The organism is Microbacterium sp. SYP-A9085, assembly GCF_009649635.1.
In the GTDB taxonomy this organism is placed as follows: Bacteria; Actinomycetota; Actinomycetes; order Actinomycetales; family Microbacteriaceae; genus Microbacterium.
In genome coordinates this window covers 95,036-110,559 of sequence record NZ_WJII01000001.1, presented here as the reverse complement: position 1 = coordinate 110,559, position 15,524 = coordinate 95,036, and the positions used below count along the sequence as shown (strand labels likewise).

At 72.4% G+C, this 15,524-nt stretch carries 16 protein-coding genes; 13 read left to right on the top strand and 3 right to left on the bottom strand.

The window, feature by feature from the left end; all coding sequences use genetic code 11:
• The first annotated feature begins 80 nt into the window (after nucleotides 1-80).
• Nucleotides 81-1,502 carry a phenylacetate--CoA ligase family protein gene (locus GH740_RS00540; RefSeq protein ID WP_172978230.1) on the top strand — a complete coding sequence of 474 codons (1,422 nt, stop codon included), beginning with the start codon at nucleotides 81-83 and terminating at the stop codon, nucleotides 1,500-1,502.
• Nucleotides 1,503-1,934, top strand: coding sequence for a thioesterase family protein (locus GH740_RS00535; protein ID WP_153744186.1), 432 nt, complete (start codon nucleotides 1,503-1,505; stop codon nucleotides 1,932-1,934).
• Between the two features lie 10 nt (nucleotides 1,935-1,944).
• Here GH740_RS00535 and GH740_RS00530 read toward each other — a convergent pair whose 3' ends face one another.
• Complete coding sequence (locus GH740_RS00530; protein WP_153744185.1) at nucleotides 1,945-2,376, bottom strand: cupin domain-containing protein; 432 nt, start codon at nucleotides 2,374-2,376, stop codon at nucleotides 1,945-1,947.
• A 179-nt stretch (nucleotides 2,377-2,555) separates the two neighbouring features.
• Between GH740_RS00530 and mvk the strand changes: the two genes are divergently transcribed.
• The 11 genes from mvk to GH740_RS00475 all read left to right on the top strand — a co-directional run bounded on the left by mvk (nucleotide 2,556) and on the right by GH740_RS00475 (nucleotide 13,363).
• A complete protein-coding gene (gene mvk / locus GH740_RS00525) occupies nucleotides 2,556-3,566 on the top strand; it encodes a mevalonate kinase (protein WP_153744184.1) in 1,011 nt (336 codons plus the stop codon).
• Nucleotides 3,563-4,531: a diphosphomevalonate decarboxylase gene (gene mvaD, locus GH740_RS00520; protein WP_153744183.1), complete on the top strand. Its 969-nt coding sequence runs from the start codon at nucleotides 3,563-3,565 to the stop codon at nucleotides 4,529-4,531. Before mvk ends, mvaD begins: the two co-directional genes overlap by 4 nt.
• Nucleotides 4,528-5,613 (top strand): phosphomevalonate kinase, encoded by a 1,086-nt coding sequence (locus GH740_RS00515; protein WP_153744182.1) that lies wholly within the window; start codon nucleotides 4,528-4,530, stop codon nucleotides 5,611-5,613. The genes mvaD and GH740_RS00515 overlap by 4 nt, the downstream gene beginning before the upstream one ends.
• The gene (fni, locus tag GH740_RS00510) at nucleotides 5,606-6,691 is read left to right on the top strand and encodes a type 2 isopentenyl-diphosphate Delta-isomerase (protein ID WP_153744181.1); all 1,086 of its coding nucleotides are present in this window, start codon (nucleotides 5,606-5,608) and stop codon (nucleotides 6,689-6,691) included. The genes GH740_RS00515 and fni overlap by 8 nt, the downstream gene beginning before the upstream one ends.
• Nucleotides 6,688-7,737 (top strand): hydroxymethylglutaryl-CoA reductase, encoded by a 1,050-nt coding sequence (locus GH740_RS00505; RefSeq protein WP_153744180.1) that lies wholly within the window; start codon nucleotides 6,688-6,690, stop codon nucleotides 7,735-7,737. The genes fni and GH740_RS00505 overlap by 4 nt, the downstream gene beginning before the upstream one ends.
• Complete coding sequence (locus tag GH740_RS00500) at nucleotides 7,734-8,924, top strand: hydroxymethylglutaryl-CoA synthase (RefSeq protein ID WP_153744179.1); 1,191 nt, start codon at nucleotides 7,734-7,736, stop codon at nucleotides 8,922-8,924. Before GH740_RS00505 ends, GH740_RS00500 begins: the two co-directional genes overlap by 4 nt.
• Before the next feature lie 127 nt (nucleotides 8,925-9,051).
• Nucleotides 9,052-10,305, top strand: a complete 1,254-nt coding sequence (locus GH740_RS00495) for an LCP family protein (protein ID WP_153744178.1) — start codon at nucleotides 9,052-9,054, stop codon at nucleotides 10,303-10,305.
• Between the two features lie 12 nt (nucleotides 10,306-10,317).
• Nucleotides 10,318-11,112 (top strand): sulfite exporter TauE/SafE family protein, encoded by a 795-nt coding sequence (locus tag GH740_RS00490; protein WP_153744177.1) that lies wholly within the window; start codon nucleotides 10,318-10,320, stop codon nucleotides 11,110-11,112.
• A gap of 265 nt (nucleotides 11,113-11,377) precedes the next feature.
• A complete protein-coding gene (locus tag GH740_RS00485) occupies nucleotides 11,378-11,824 on the top strand; it encodes a MaoC family dehydratase N-terminal domain-containing protein (RefSeq protein ID WP_367640112.1) in 447 nt (148 codons plus the stop codon).
• The gene (locus tag GH740_RS00480; protein WP_153744176.1) at nucleotides 11,821-12,225 is read left to right on the top strand and encodes a MaoC/PaaZ C-terminal domain-containing protein; all 405 of its coding nucleotides are present in this window, start codon (nucleotides 11,821-11,823) and stop codon (nucleotides 12,223-12,225) included. Before GH740_RS00485 ends, GH740_RS00480 begins: the two co-directional genes overlap by 4 nt.
• Nucleotide 12,226: 1 nt before the next feature.
• Nucleotides 12,227-13,363 carry a UDP-N-acetylmuramate dehydrogenase gene (locus GH740_RS00475; protein WP_153744175.1) on the top strand — a complete coding sequence of 379 codons (1,137 nt, stop codon included), beginning with the start codon at nucleotides 12,227-12,229 and terminating at the stop codon, nucleotides 13,361-13,363.
• A 7-nt stretch (nucleotides 13,364-13,370) separates the two neighbouring features.
• Here the strand turns inward: GH740_RS00475 and mftF are convergent, their stop codons facing one another.
• Entirely contained in the window at nucleotides 13,371-14,768 is a 1,398-nt protein-coding gene (mftF, locus tag GH740_RS00470) for a mycofactocin biosynthesis glycosyltransferase MftF (protein ID WP_153744174.1), read from the bottom strand.
• Nucleotides 14,765-15,481: a mycofactocin biosynthesis peptidyl-dipeptidase MftE gene (gene mftE / locus GH740_RS00465; protein WP_153744173.1), complete on the bottom strand. Its 717-nt coding sequence runs from the start codon at nucleotides 15,479-15,481 to the stop codon at nucleotides 14,765-14,767. Before mftE ends, mftF begins: the two co-directional genes overlap by 4 nt.
• Between the last annotated feature and the right edge of the window lie 43 nt (nucleotides 15,482-15,524).

The window sequence follows — 15,524 nt, the reverse complement described above, 5'->3', positions numbered from 1 at the left end:
AACTCACTATAGCTCACGGGGTCGACAGACGAAACGCCCACAGCGGAGCGAGCACGAGATCCGGTGTCGAGGAGGACACGATGACGGCAGCAGGGACCAGAGCAGAGCAGACGCGCGCCGAGTGGATGACGGTGCTGGACAAGTACCACGAGGACCGCGAGCGGCCGCACTCGGCCGACTACTGGTCCGCGAAGGACACCTGGTCGCGCGAGCGGATCCGCGAGGTGCAGGACGAGAAGATCGCCGTGCTCGCGCCGTTCCTGTACGAGAACAGCGCGTTCTACCGCGCCCGGTTCGACCGGCTCGGGGTCGCGCCCACCGACGTGTCGTCCGTGGACTCGATGCTCGCGAACTGGCCCGTCGTCACGAAGCAGGAGATGATGGCGGACGCCCTTGCCCACCCGCCATACGGCACGTATTCGACGTGCGGTCCGGAGCAGTGGCACGACCGCGGATGGATGCTGTTCTCGTCATCCGGATCCACCGGCGTGCCCCGGGTGTTCCGCTACACCCACTACGACCGCCGGCACTGGGAGCAGGCCAACGCCCGCGCCCTGCACTCGGGCGGGCTGCGCACCGGGGATGCCGCGTTCCCCATGGTCGGCTTCGGGCCGCACGTGTTCGCCTGGGGCGTGCAGTACGCGCTCGCGAAGATGGGCCTGCCGGTGATCCCCGGCGGCGGACTGGATGCCAAGGCCCGGGCCGGCATCATCGACCGGTTCACCCCGCAGGTGCTCGTGTGCACGCCGTCGTACGCGCTGTACCTGGCCCGCACGATGCAGGATATGGGACTGGATCCCGCCGCCAGCTCGATCAAGTGGATAGTGCAGGGCGGTGAGCCGTTCTCCGGCATCCCCGGCACGCTCGAGCGGATCCAGGGGCTGTGGGGCGCGCAGACCGTCGAGTTCTACGGCTGCACCGAGGTGTCCCCGCACTGCGGCGGATACTCCTGCCCCGAGTCGCAGACCGGCGACGAGACGTTCATCCACCTGATGGAGGACATCCAGGTGTGGGAGACCGTCGACCCCGACACGCTGCAGCCGGTGGCGGAGGGCGAACGTGGCGTGACGGTGTGCAGCAGCCTCGACTCCGAGAGCTCCCCGCAGCTGCGCTTCCTCGTCGGGGACTACACGCGCCTGTCGCACGAGCCGTGCGCATGCGGACGCAACCACGTCCGCGGCATGGGATGTCTGACCGGCCGCGCAGACGACCTCATCAACCTGCGCGGCATCAAGTTCTTCCCCGTGCAGATCGAGGAGGCCGTGCGCGCGCTGCCGGACGCCGGCGACGAGTTCCAGATCCGGCTCAGCACGCGCCCGGACGGACTGGACGTGATGACCGTCGTGGCCGAGCACACCGATTCGGCCGCCGCCGCCGCGCTCGAGTCGGAGATCCGGTCTCGCTGCGAGGTGCGCTGCACCGTCGAGATCGTCGCGCCGGGGACGCTGCCCAAGGCCGAGATGAAGGCCAAGCGCGTCTTCGACGAGAGAGGCAAGGGCTGAATGCTCGCGAACACGCTGACCCGGCGGGTGGAATGGGGCGACTGCGACCCCGCCGGCATCGTCTTCAACCCGCAGTTCTTCCGCTGGTTCGACCACGGCACGGCGATGCTGTACGAGGCTGCCGGCTGGCCCAAGCAGGAAATGCTCGCGCGCTTCGGCGCCCTCGGCTGCCCGCTCGTCGAGACCCGTGCCTCGTTCCGCGCCCCGTGCCGGTACGGGGACGACGTCGCCATCACGAGCGAGATCGCCGAGGTGAAGCAGCGCAGCTTCGACATCCGGCACACCCTCCGGCGCGGGGATGTCGTCTGCGTTGAGGGGTTCGAGACCCGGGTGTGGACGGTGCATGACGACGAACGAGGGCTCAAGAGCGCGCCGCTGCCGGACGAGCTCGTGCAGCGGTTCCTCGCCGGAGGTCCCGCCGACCGCTCGTGACGCGAAGTCGTCAGTCCCAGAGCATCGGGCGCGCGGTGTCGCGCATGCCGTCGTCGGGCAGGTGCGGCAGCTGCTCGTCGCCCGCGCGGATGCACAGCCAGCGCAGCTGGGTCGGGCTGTCGGGAACGCACCGCCACGAGCGCCACACCCCCTGGCCCACGCGCACGACGGTGCCGGCGGCGACGTCCACGACCTCGTCGTCCAGCCCCATCTGGCCTTTCCCGGCCAGGAACACGTACAGCTCCTCGATCCGGTCGTGCCGGTGCCAGTAGTCGACGGATTCGCCGGGCTCGTACGCGTTCGCCGTCATCCCGATGTATTGCATCGTCAGCTCGTGGTCGACCACGCGCCGGCCGTCGCGCGAAGAGGCCGCACTGAACCCGCCGTAGTAGTCGCGCCAGCGCTCCGGCGCACCGATCTCGAGAACCTGGTAACCCGTCATGTCGCCACAGTAGCCCCGCGTTCGGCTCGGTCCCAGCCAGCGCCCGGCCCACTGCGGATAAAATCGACGGATGGCGTGCGCAACGGCGCACCCGCGAGGATGGACGGCCAGACCCGCCGCGTGCGCCGCACGCCCGCGCCCCGCCGCGGCATCCCGCTTCCCGACACCCCAGGAGACACATGGCCGGCGTGACAGGTCGCCTCTGGGACCCGGGGACCCGCCGCACCGCGGGGAAGGCGCCCGCCGGCACCGCCACCGCGCATGCCAAGGTGATCCTCCTGGGCGAGCACGCCGTCGTGCACGGTGCACCCGCGATAGCGCTGCCCGTGCACAGCCTCACTCTCACGGCATCCGTCACCGCCACCGACCGGCCGCTGTGGATCGACTCGGTGCTGTATCGGGGGCCCGTGGCCGCCGCCCCCGACCTGCTCGCCGCGCCGGTCACCGCTCTCACCGAGACGCTCCGGTTCCTCGGGAAGGATGCCACGCCGGGCCGGCACGGGAGTGGACTGGCGGTCCGCATCGACGGCGAGATCCCGGCCGAGCGGGGCCTCGGCTCCAGCGCCGCCGTCGCCGCCGCGATCGCCGCCGCGATCGCCGGCCACTACGGGGCGGAGCTCGGCGCGCAGGAGCTGTTCGAGCTCACCCAGGCCGCCGAGCGCGTGGCGCACGGCACCCCGAGTGGACTTGACGCGCGGTCGGTCGTCGCCGACGCGCCGCTGTGGTTCCGCGCCGGCCGGATGCGGGCGCTGCCGTCCGCGTTCGACGGCGTCTTCGTGATCGCCGACACCGGGGAGCACGGCCGCACCCGCGAGGCCGTCACCGCCGTCGCCGCGCTGAAGGCCGCCGAACCGGCCCGGGTCGCCGGCATCCTCGCTCGGATCCAGGAGCACACCGAACGCGCGGCAGACGACCTCGCCGCCGACGAACGCGCCCGCCTCGGGCAGCGGATGACCGACACGCACGACCTGCTGCGCGAGCTCACCGTGAGCAGCCCGCTGCTGGACCGTCTGGTCGCCGCGGCCCTGTCTGCGGGCGCCCTCGGCGCGAAGCTCACCGGCGGCGGCCGCGGCGGCTGCGTGCTCGCCCTGTCCGGCACCCCGGCCGAGGCGGATGCCGTCGCCGCCGCGATGCGCGAGCAGGGTGCCGAGCGCACCTGGACGCTGCGCCCCGGAGACATCACCGCATGAGCACCGCCGTCGCCCATCCCAACATCGCCCTCGTCAAATACTGGGGAAAGCGCGACGACGCCCTCATCATCCCCGCCACCGGCAGCCTGTCGCTCACGCTCGACGTCTTCCCCACCACCACCGTCGTCGACCTCGACGGGTCCGCCGACGCCGACGAGATCCTCTTCGACGGAGTGCCGGCCACCGGCACCGCCGCGGCCCGGATCACCGCGTTCCTCGACCTCGTCCGCGCTCTCGCCGGCTCGTCCCACCGCGCCCGGGTCGACACCCGCAACTCCGTCCCCACCGGCGCGGGGCTCGCATCGTCCGCGTCGGGATTCGCGGCGCTCGCGGTCGCGGCCGCCGACGCGTACGGCCTCGCCCTCGACGAGCGTGCGCTCAGCCGCCTCGCCCGCCGCGGCTCCGGCTCGGCCTGCCGGTCGATCATCGGCGGCACTGCGATCTGGCACGCCGGCACCGACGACGCGACCTCGTTCGCGGAGCCGATCGCCGGTCCCGACCTGGGCATGGTGATCGCCGTGGTGGATGCCGGCGCCAAGGCCGTCTCCAGCCGCGAGGCCATGCGCCGCACCCGCGAGACCTCCCCGTACGCCGACGCGTGGGAGCGCGCGGCCGCCGCCGACCTCGTCGCGATGCAGGCGGCGTTCGCCGCCGGTGACGTCGCCGGGATCGGCGAGCTCACCGAGTCGAACGCGCTGCGCATGCACGCCGCGATCATGGGCTCGCGGCCGCCGATCCGCTACCTCGCCCCGACGAGCGTGGCCCTGTTCGATGCCGCCGCGCGGCTGCGCGCACACGGGCTCGAGGCATACGCCACCGCCGACGCCGGACCCAACGTCGTGTTCGTGTGCGCGGCCGCGGACGTCGACATCGTCCGCGACGCCCTGACCGCCGACATCGCCACCGGCCGGCTCATCGCCGCGCATGCGGGTCCCGGCGCCCACCTCGTGGAGGCGTCGGCATGATCCGCGAGCAGGCGCCCGGAAAGCTGTTCATCGCGGGGGAGTACGCCGTCGTCGAGCCGGGGGAGCCGTCCGTCCTGGTGGCCGTCGACCGGCACATCGCCGTCGAGGTCGAGCCCGCCGACGGGCACGGCACCATCGCATCCGCCCAGTACGGTCGTGCGCCGCTGCTGTGGAGCCGCGACGACGGGGTCGTCGTGCTCGACCAGGACCACGCCCCGTACGACTACGTACTGTCGGCGATCGGCGTCGTCGAGCAGCTCGCCGCCGAGCGCGGCATCCCGCCCCTGTTCTGCGACATCCGCATCTCCAGCCGCCTCGACGACGTGTCCGGCCGCAAGTTCGGGCTCGGCTCGTCCGCAGCCGTGACCGTCGCGACCGTGCGCGCCCTGGACCGGCTGTACGGTCTGAACCTGGACCCGCTGGCGCTGTTCCGGCTCGCGCTGCTCGCGACAATCCAGGTGTCGCCGTCCGCGTCCGGCGGGGATGTCGCGGCCTCAACGTTCGGCGGGTGGATTGCCTACAGCGCCCCCGACCGCGAGCAGCTGCGCGGCGAGCTCGCGTCCACCGGGGTGCAGACGCTCCTGGACCGGCCGTGGCCTGGTCTGTCGGTGCGGCGGCTGCCCGCGCCGGCGGGGCTCCGCCTGCTCGTGGGGTGGACCGGCCAGCCCGCCTCCACCGAGCGACTGGTCGGCAGCGTGCAGCACCGCAAGTCCGCCGGCGACAGCCGCTACCGTGAGTTCCTCACCGACAGCCGCGCCGCCGTGCAGCAGCTGATCGCCGCGCTGCAGGGCCAGGATGCCGACGCCACCCTGACCGCCATCCGCCGCGCGCGCGCGGCCCTCGGCGACCTCGCCCGCCATGCCGGGCTGCAGATCGAGACGCCGGCCCTGACCGCGCTGTGCGAGATCGCCGACGCTGCGGGCGCCGCGGCCAAGTCGTCCGGCGCCGGCGGCGGCGACTGCGGCATCGTCCTGGCCCCGCCCGACGCCGACATCCACCGGATGCTGACAGAGTGGGAGCTGAACGACATCCGTCACCTGGACCTGCACGTCCAGGAGACGAACGGGACCATCCATGAGTAGCCAACGCAAAGACCAGCACGTCGACCTCGCCGCCGCACAGCAGGCCGACCGACCGCCGCGCAACGACTTCGACGACATCCACTTCGTCCACCATGCGCTGGCCGGCATCGACCGTGCCGGCGTGAGCCTGGCCACGGATGTCGCCGACGCCGGCTGGATCGCCCCGCTCTACATCAACGGCATGACCGGCGGCAGCGCCCGCACCGGCGAGATAAACCGGGCCCTCGCTGTCGCCGCCCGCGAGACCGGTGTCGCGATAGCCTCCGGGTCGATGAGCATCGCCCTGCGCGAACCCGACACGATCCCCTCGTTCCGCGTGCTGCGCGACGAGAACCCGGACGGCTTCGTGATGGCGAACCTCAGCGCGGACGCCGACCCCGACGACGCCCGCCGCGCCGTCGACCTGCTCGGGGCCGACGCGCTGCAGCTGCACGTCAACAGCGTGCAGGAGACCGTCATGCCCGAGGGCAGCCGGGGGTTCTCCGCCTGGCCGGCCGCGATCGAGGCGATCGTCCGGGCCGTCGACGTGCCCGTCGTCGTCAAGGAGGTCGGCTTCGGCCTGAGCCGGCCGACCCTCGCGCTGCTGGCCGACCTCGGTGTGCGCCTGGCCGACGTCAGCGGATCCGGCGGCACCGACTTCGCGCGCATCGAGAACTCGCGGCGCGCGGTCGCGGACTATGCGTTCATGGCCGGCTGGGGGCAGTCCGCCGCGTGCTGCCTCCTGGATGCCGCGACGCCCGCCGACGGCGTCCGGATGCCGGTGCTGCTGGCCTCCGGCGGGGTGCGCACCCCACTGGATGTGATGCGCGCGCTCGCGCTCGGCGCCCGCGCCGTCGGGGTGTCCGGCGTGTTCCTGCAGGCCGTGCTCCGCGGTGGCGAGGACGCCCTGATCGGACTCATCCGGGCCTGGCTCGAGCAGCTCGCGCAGCTGCACGCGCTGCTCGGGGCATCCGCGCCCGCGGCGCTGACCACGACCGACCTGCTGCTGCGCGGCGACGTGCGGGAGTTCTGCGCGCTGCGAGGCATCGACGCGGCCGCCTACAGCGCGCGCAGCGCCCAGACGAGGAAGTACCGATGAGGGACGACACGATCCACACCGCACCGGTCCCGCTGAAGTGGGTCGGGCCCATCTCCGTCTCCGGCAACGTGATGACCGGGCTGCAGGAGGTGCCGCTGGCCACCTACGAGACGCCGCTGTGGCCCTCGGTGGGCCGCGGCGCGAAGGTCTCCACGCTCACCGAGCGCGGGATCGTCGCGACCCTCGTGGACGAGCGGATGGCGCGGTCGGTCCTGTTCGAGGCCGACGACGCCGGCACCGCGGTCGCGGCGATGCAGGCCCTGAACGCCCGCCGTGACGAGCTGCAGCAGGTCGTCGCCGGCGCCAGCAGATTCGCCCGGCTCGTCGACATCCACCACCAGATCGTCGGAAACCTGCTGTTCGTCCGGTTCGAGCTGACGACCGGGGATGCCTCGGGCCACAACATGGTGACCCTGGCCAGCGATCGGCTGATGGACCACATCCTGTCCACGGTCCCCGGGCTGCGGTACGGGTCGATCTCGGGCAACTACTGCTCCGACAAGAAGGCCACCGCCGTCAACGGCATTCTCGGCCGCGGCAAGAACATCGTCACCGAGCTGCTCATCCCGCGCGAGGTGGTCACCCGGCGGCTGCACACCAGCCCGGAGGCGATCGCCGAGCTGAACGTGCGCAAGAACCTCATCGGCACCATCACCGCAGGGGGCCTGCGCAGCGCGAACGCGCACTACGCGAACATGCTGCTCGCGTTCTACCTGGCCACCGGGCAGGATGCCGCGAACATCGTCGAAGGGTCGCAGGGCATCACGCACGCCGAGGTGCGGGGCGGCGACCTGTACTTCTCCTGCACGCTGCCGAACCTCATCGTCGGCACCGTCGGCAACGGCAAGGACCTGCCGTTCGTCGGCGAGAATCTCGCGCGGCTGGACTGCGTCGCCGATGACCGCGCGCCCGGCGAGAACGCACGGCGCCTGGCAGTGCTGTGCGCGGCGACCGTGCTGTGCGGCGAGCTGTCGCTGATGGCCGCGCAGACCAACCCGGGCGAGCTGATGGCCGCCCACCTGACGATCGAGAGGAAGGCGCGATGACGGGTTCCGCCCTGCGCGTCGGCATCCACGACCTCGCGTTCGCGACCGCCCACCAGGTGCTCGACCTGGGCGCGCTCGCCGAGCACAACGGCGTGGATGCGAACAAGTACTACATCGGCATCGGCCAGACCGAGATGAGCGTCCCGGCCGCGGACGAGGACATCGTCACGATGGGCGCCCAGGCCGCCGCGCAGATCCTCGAGCGGCACGGGGCCGACGGCATCCGCACTCTCCTGTTCGCCACCGAGTCCGGGATCGACCAGTCCAAGTCCGCCGGTGTGTTCGTGCATTCCCTGCTCGGCATGGGCGAGAATTGCCGGGTCGTGGAGCTCAAGCAGGCGTGCTACTCCGCGACCGCGGCGCTCCAGTTCGCGCTCGGGATCGTGGCGCGGGATCCGCGCGAGAAGGTGCTCGTGATCGCCAGCGACGTCGCCCGGTACGCACTGGACTCCAGCGGAGAGCCCACGCAGGGCGCCGCCGCGGTCGCGTTCCTGGTCACCGCCGACCCCGCGCTCGTCGAGATCGAGCCGGTCACGGGCCTGTACACCGACGACATCGCCGACTTCTGGCGGCCCAACTACCTGTCCACCGCGCTCGTGGACGGCAAGTTCTCCCTCGCCGCCTACCTGCGCTCGCTCGAGGGCGCGTGGTCGGAGTACCGCGACCGCGGCGGGGTCGGGTTCGATCAGATCGACCGGTTCTGCTACCACCAGCCGTTCACGAAGATGGCGGTCAAGGCGCACGACCGGCTCGTGACGATCGCCGGGGCGGGCCTCGATCGCGAGGCGCGACGCGCGCAGCTCGACGCGAGCCTGGAGATGAACCGCCGCACCGGCAACAGCTACACGGCGTCGATCTACGTGGGCCTGCTGTCGCTGCTCGAGCACGACGACGCCGACCTCGCCGGCCGTCGCATCGGCTTCTTCAGCTACGGGTCCGGCAGCGTGTCCGAGTTCTTCACCGGGGTCGTGCAGCCGGGCTACCGGGCCGTGCTGCGTGTGGACGCGGACGCCCGCGCGCTCGACGACCGCGCACCGATCGGGTTCCCTCGGTACCGTCGGCTGCACCAGGATGTCGACGCCGTCGCCGGCGAGGACTACGCCACCGCCGTCGAGACGCCGGGGCCGTTCCGGTTCGCGGGGGTGTCCGAGCACGTGCGCCGGTACGAGCGCACAACCCACGCCTGACGCGGATTCTGGGAGCGGCCTGGGTCCGCGCGAAGGGTCACGCCGTAGAATCTCGATGCCCGCGAGGGGCGGATCACAGCGCGGCATCCCGTGTTCGATGCGGGGCACTGGCCGGAGAGGACGCAGCATGAGCCGGAAGACCGGGAGCGCCCCCCTCGCGCGCCACGGGCACCTCCGGTCGCCGCGCCCGATCGCGCAGATCGCCACCATCGTCGGCGTCGTGCTGGGCGTGGTCGTCCTGGGCCTGGCGGGCACGGCCGCCTTCGCGCTGTGGAGCACCGCCAGCACGGTGGCCGACAACGCGGTCACGCTCGAGTCCGCCAAGCCCCTCCCGCCGTCGATCGGCGAGATCGAGGGCGGCGTGAACCTGCTGCTGGTGGGCACCGACTCCTGCCAGGGGCAGGATCTGAAGCTGTTCCCGCGCTGCCGGCACGACGACGGCGGCGAGCGCAACGACGTCACGATGCTCGTCCACATCGGCGACAACCCGCGCCGGGTGACCGTGGTGTCGTTCCCGCGCGACATGATCGTGCCGATCCCATCGTGTCCGGCGCCCGGTGGCGGCCGCTACTCGGCGATGAGCGCGCAGATGCTGAACGTCTCGTACAGCTATGGGGGCCTGGCGTGCACGGCCCTCACGATCCAGGAGCTGACCGGGGTGGACATCCAGTTCGCCGCCGCGATCCGCTGGACCGGCGTCATCCACATGTCCGATGCCATCGGCGGCGTCGACGTGTGCGTGGCCGGCGACATCAACGACCGCAACACCGGACTGCACCTGAAGAAGGGCGAGCACACCCTCGTCGGCGCGCAGGCGCTGCAGTTCCTGCGCATCCGCCACGGCATCGGCGACGGGTCCGACCTCGGCCGCATCTCGAACCAGCAGCAGTTCATGTCGTCGCTCGTGCGCAAGCTGCAGTCCGGCGGGGTGCTGTCCGACCCGACGAAGCTGTTCAGTCTGGCGACCACGGCCGTGCAGCAGGTGTCCGAGAAGCAGCTGGTGCTGGACCAGAACCTCGCCAACCCGACCCGGATGGTGCAGATAGCGATGGCGATGAAGTCCGTGCCGTACAAGGACATCGTGTTCCTGCAGTACCCGACGCAGTACGATGCGGCCAACGACAACCGGGTGCTGCCGGTGCGCAGTCAGGCCGAGGTGCTGTTCACCGCACTCAAGGAGAACAAGCCCCTGCGTCTGACCGGCAAGGCCAGTTCGGGTAGCGGCGTCGAAGTGACCGGCGAGGTCGGCGCGACCCCCAGCCCCACCGGGACGCCCGGACCGACCGCCACAGCCCCGGCCGATCTCGGCGCTGTCGACCTGCCCGCCGGCATTTCGGGCACCACGGCCGCCCAGGTCACGTGCACCCAGCCGCAACGGTAGGCTCGATGCTCGATGAGCACCAGTGACCGCACCCCCCGATCGGTCCTGCTGTTCATCGCGATCGGCCTGGGGTCCGGACTCCTGTCCGGGCTGTTCGGCGTCGGCGGCGGCACCGTCATCGTCCCGATGCTGACGATCCTCGCCGGGTTCGAGCACCGCCGCGCGGCCGGTACCTCGCTCGCGGCGATAGTGCCGATCGCCGCGGTCGGCGTGATCTCGTACGCGGTGCACGACGCGGTGGCGTGGATCCCGGCGCTCATCCTCGCCGCCGCGGCGGTCGTCGGGGCGCAGCTGGGCACGTGGCTGCTCGCGCGGCTGCCGGTGACGGCGCTGCGGTGGGCGTTCGTCGGGTTCCTCGTCGTGGTGATCGTCGGCCTGTTCCTCGTGGTCCCGTCACGTGACGCGCAGATCGAGCTGACGGTGCTGAGCGTGCTGGCCCTCATCGGGACGGGCCTCGTCACCGGCATCCTCTCGGGGCTTCTGGGCGTGGGCGGCGGCATCATCATCGTGCCGGCGCTGATGCTGGGCTTCGGCGCGAGCGACCTCATCGCGAAGGGCACGTCGCTGCTGATGATGATCCCCACGGCCCTGTCGGGCACCGTCGGGAACCTCCGCCGCGGCAACGTCGACATGGTGGCCGCGGCGCTGATCGGCGTCTCCGCGTGCACGACCACTGCGCTGGGCGCATGGCTCGCGGCGCTGATCGATCCGATGCTCGGCAACATCCTGTTCGCCGCCTTCGTCGTGTTCATCGCCGTGCAGATGGCGCTGAAGGCCGTCCGCGGGGGCCGCGGGTCGCGCGCCTGACCGACTCCGCGTGCGTGTCTCAGAAGATGCGGGTGCCGGGGCTCTAAGGCCGCAAGTTCTATGACATCCCGCCGACCGTGTCGCAGAAGCTGCGGGTGCGGGGGCTCTGAAGCCGCGTGTTGTGTGACGTCTCGTCGTACGTGTTACAGAAGCTCTGGATGTTCGAGGGATGCCGCCGGTTGTGCGACATTCCCGGACGCGGGCGGTAGCCGCCAGGAGACGCCGCCCCGGACGGCCCGGACCGCCCGCCCGGTAGGATGGCCGGGTGCCAGTGAACCCCGATCTCGTCGGTCGCGCGTTCGCGCCGACCGCGCCGTACCTGGTCGGACGCGAGAAGGTGCGCGAGTTCGCGCGCGCCGTGTTCGCCACCGATCCGCAGCACACCGACCCCGCCGCCGCCCGCGCTCTCGGCTATGCCGACGTGGTCGCCCCGCCCACCTTCGCGATGGTGATCCAGGACCTCACGCTGCAGCAGCTCCTCGCCGAGCCCGACGCGGGCATCGCGCTGGAGCGCACCATCCACGCCGAGCAGCGCTTCCGCTACACCCGCCCGATCGTGGCCGGCGACGAGCTCGTCGCGCAGCTGTCGATCACCGGCGTGCGCGCGGTCGGCGCCGGCGCGATGGTCACGAGCGAGGCCGAGATCACGGATGCCGCGGGCGCGCACGTCGTCACCGCGACATCCATTCTCCTGATCGGGGGCGACGAATGACCGGGCTCTCCGTCGGCGATGTCGTCGCCGAGCGCACCGTCCACCTCGACCGCGAATCGCTCGTCCGTTACGCGGGCGCCTCGGGCGACTTCAACCCCATCCACTACCGCGACGACGTCGCCGCCCGCGTCGGACTGCCCGGGGTCCTCGCGCACGGGATGCTGACGATGGGCCTGGCCTCCTCGGTCGTCGTCGCCTGGCTCGGCGACGCCGGACGCATCCTCGAGTACGGCGTCCGGTTCACCCGGCCGGTCCTCGTCGACGCGGAGACCGGGGCCGATGTCACGGTCGTCGCGAAGGTCGGCGTCCTCGACGACGAGACGGCGCGCATCGACCTCACCGTCACGCACGCCGACACCACGGTGCTCGGCAAGGCCCAGGTGCGGGTGCGGCTCCACTGACATGCCCGAGGTGCCCTCCGTGCCGCTGTCGCGGCTGACGACCCTGCGCACCGGCGCCGCACCGGCGCGGATGATGGACGCACGCACCACCGCGGAGCTCGTCGACGCGCTGCACCGAGTCTGGGACGACGGCGACGACTGGTTCGTCCTCGGCGGCGGATCGAACCTGCTCGTGGGCGACGAGCCGTTCGAGGGCACCGTCGTGCGGATCCTCACGACCGGCATCGACGACGTCGACGGCGCCCGCGACGGGTACGTTCGGCTGCGCGTGCAGGCCGGGCACAGCTGGGACGGCGTCGTCGCGTACGCCGTGGGCAGGGGCCTCGCCGGCATCGAGGCGCTGTCGGGCATCCCGGGCACCGCCGGCGCCGCCCCCGTGCAGAACATCGGCGCGTACGGGCAGGAGATCATCCAGACACTCGCCGAGGTGGAACTGCTCGACGAGGACACCGGCCAGATCAGCACGGTCCCCGCGGCCGAGCTCGGCCTGGGCTTCCGCACCTCCGTGCTCAAGCACCACTACGGCTCCGAGCCGCAGCGCTCCGCCGTGATCGTGTCGCTCACGCTCGAACTGCGCGTGCAGGGCGACGCCGCGCTCCCGGTACCGGGCGCGCAACTGCGCACCGCCCTGGCGCTCGAGCCCGACGAGCCCATCACGCTGGCCGAAATCCGGCGGCGGATCATCGCCGTGCGCGCGGGAAAGGGGATGGTGCTCGACGACGCCGACCCGGACACCTACAGCGCCGGCTCGTTCTTCCAGAACGCGGTGGTCTCGGCATCCGTCGCCCGCACCCTTCCCGCACAGTGCCCGCGGTGGCCGGTCGCGCCGGACCGGGACCCTGTGCGGATCATCCCCCTCGAGGAGTACGTGGGCGTCGCACCCGTGGCGACCCCGCCCGAGCCGGGCGTCAAGGTCAGCTCGGCGTGGCTGATCGAGCACTCCGGGTTCGGGAAGGGGTTCCGGATGCCGCGCTCACGCGCGGGGCTGTCCACGAAGCACGCCCTCGCCCTCACGAACCGGGGCGGCGCGTCCGCGGCCGAGATCGCGGAGCTGGCCCGGTTCATCCGCAGCCGCGTGCACAGCGAGTTCGGCCTGCTGCTGCAGCCGGAGCCGGTCCTGGTGAACGTCGAACTCTGACCCGCCGCTACCGGCGTGGCGGGCGCAGCTCGATGCGCAGCGCACGGAAACTCCCGCGCCGCAGGCACCCCCACCACACGCCCGCACCGTACGCCATGTCGTCCAGCCGCCGCGCGAGGATGAACCGCGGCAGATCCAGGTCCGCGCGCAGCCGCCGGTGCTCGATGACGCCGTCGACGAGCGCCGCGACGCCGATGAGCCACCGTGCCCGTCGCGACACGACGGCGGCCGCCGCCCCGACCGGCCACCAGTGCCGCAGGGCCAGCGCGGACACCTGTGTCAGCGCCGACAGCACCCCGCCGCCCACGAGCCGCCACGGCAGGACGCGCGCGTCGGCTCCGGTGCCCAGTCGCCGCCCGAGCCGCCACGCGGCGCCGGCGGCGACCGCGCCCGCCACGGGGATCGACCACCAGCGCACGCTGCACAGGGCGACCACGACCACGGCGGACCACGGACGCAGGATCGCCGGCGGGATAGCGGCAGGATGCCGGTCGGCCAGCGCCGCAGCACCGGTGCCGTAGAAGAACTTGCGGCCGAACCACCGACGCATGTCGCGCCGATGCTCGTGTGCGACCGTGACGGCCGGGTCGTACCGCACCCGCCATCCGGCCTCGTCCAGGCGCCAGACGAGGTCGACGTCCTCCGCGACGCGCATCCCGTCGGTGAACCCACCCTCCAGCGCGTCGACGCGCGCGACCAGGCAGGTGCTGGAGATCCACGCGACCGGGGACCGGGGGCGCACGAGCGCCGCTCGGCGCCCCAGGTCCACGGAGGACCGGGCGTTCTCGTACCGCTCCACCCACGTGCGGCCCGGGCCGGTGCCGACGATCCGCGGGCCCACGAGGGCGAGCCCGGGATCGGCGAAGTGGCGCAGCATCCGCGCCAATGCCTCGACGTCGAGCACCACATCCGAGTCGACGAACGCGACGAACGGCGTCTGCACGTGACGCAGCCCGTGGTTGCGCGCGCTCGCCGGCCCCGCGTTGCGTTCGGTGCGCAACAGCCGCGCGCCCCCCGCCGCGACGACGGCACGGAGGGCGGATGCGACCGGCTCCGGCGTGCCGTCGTCCACGACGAGCACGCTGAGCTCGCGGAGACCTGCCAGCAGCCGCTCCAGCTCTGTCGGCCGGCCGTGCACGGGGACGACGACCGTGAGGTCGCCCAGCGGGATCCGCGGCAGGGTGTCCGGGTCGGGATGCGCGATGCCGGCGTCCAGCAGTCGGTCCGCGAGCCGTGCGGACGCGGGGTCGGATGCCGTCAGCGTGCCGTCCGCGACGAGTCGGGCCGCCGCGGGACGCAGCCGCATCACCCGCGTGGGGGCGCCGCCCACGAGGATCCGGCCGTCCGCGTATCGCCACACGTCGGTGCCCAGCCTGAGCACGGTCCCGGCCGGCACGCCGGTCATGCGTTCGCCCCGTCGGCGCCTGGCAGTGACCCGGCGCGTGCCGCCCCGGCCACGATCGCGGCGGCCACTTCGCCGGTCATGCGCGCGAGCAGCGCCGCGCCCTCCGCCGCCGACGCCTGGCGCGGATCGCCGAGGATGCCGTTCGGCGACACCGCCCGGACTCCGGACGCGCGCAGCCGCGGCATCAGGTCGGACATCGACGCCGTCTCGCCGGGCGCCGCGGCCGACATATCGACCCGGTGCGGCGCGAGGTGGAGCATCAGGCTCGTCTCCGGCCGGCCGGCGTGCGCGTCGCCGTGGCGGCACGGCAGCCACCCGACATCCGCGCCCTCTGCCGTCAGCACCGCGACGGCCCGCTCCAGCGCCTCGATATTGCCGCCGTGGCCGTTGACGAACACGACCCGGGCCGCCCACGTGCGCACCGAGCGGCCCAGCTCGGTCAGGGTGTGTGCGAGCGCCTCGGTGCCGATCGAGATCGTTCCGGGGAAGTGCTGGTGCTCCCCGCTCGCCCCGAACGCCACGGCCGGGGCCACCCGCACCGACGGCCCGCACCGATCCGCGGCGGCGGTGCTGACGGCGACGGCGATCACGGTGTCGACGTCGAGGGGCAGGTGCGGGCCGTGCTGCTCGGTCGAGCCCACCGGGATCAGCACCGTGAGGCCCTCCGGGATCGTGGGCCACGGCGCATCCGCCAGTGCCGGATCCTGGTGCATCGGTGTCCTGTCGTCGTCCGAGGTGGCCGTCGGGGGTCGTTGC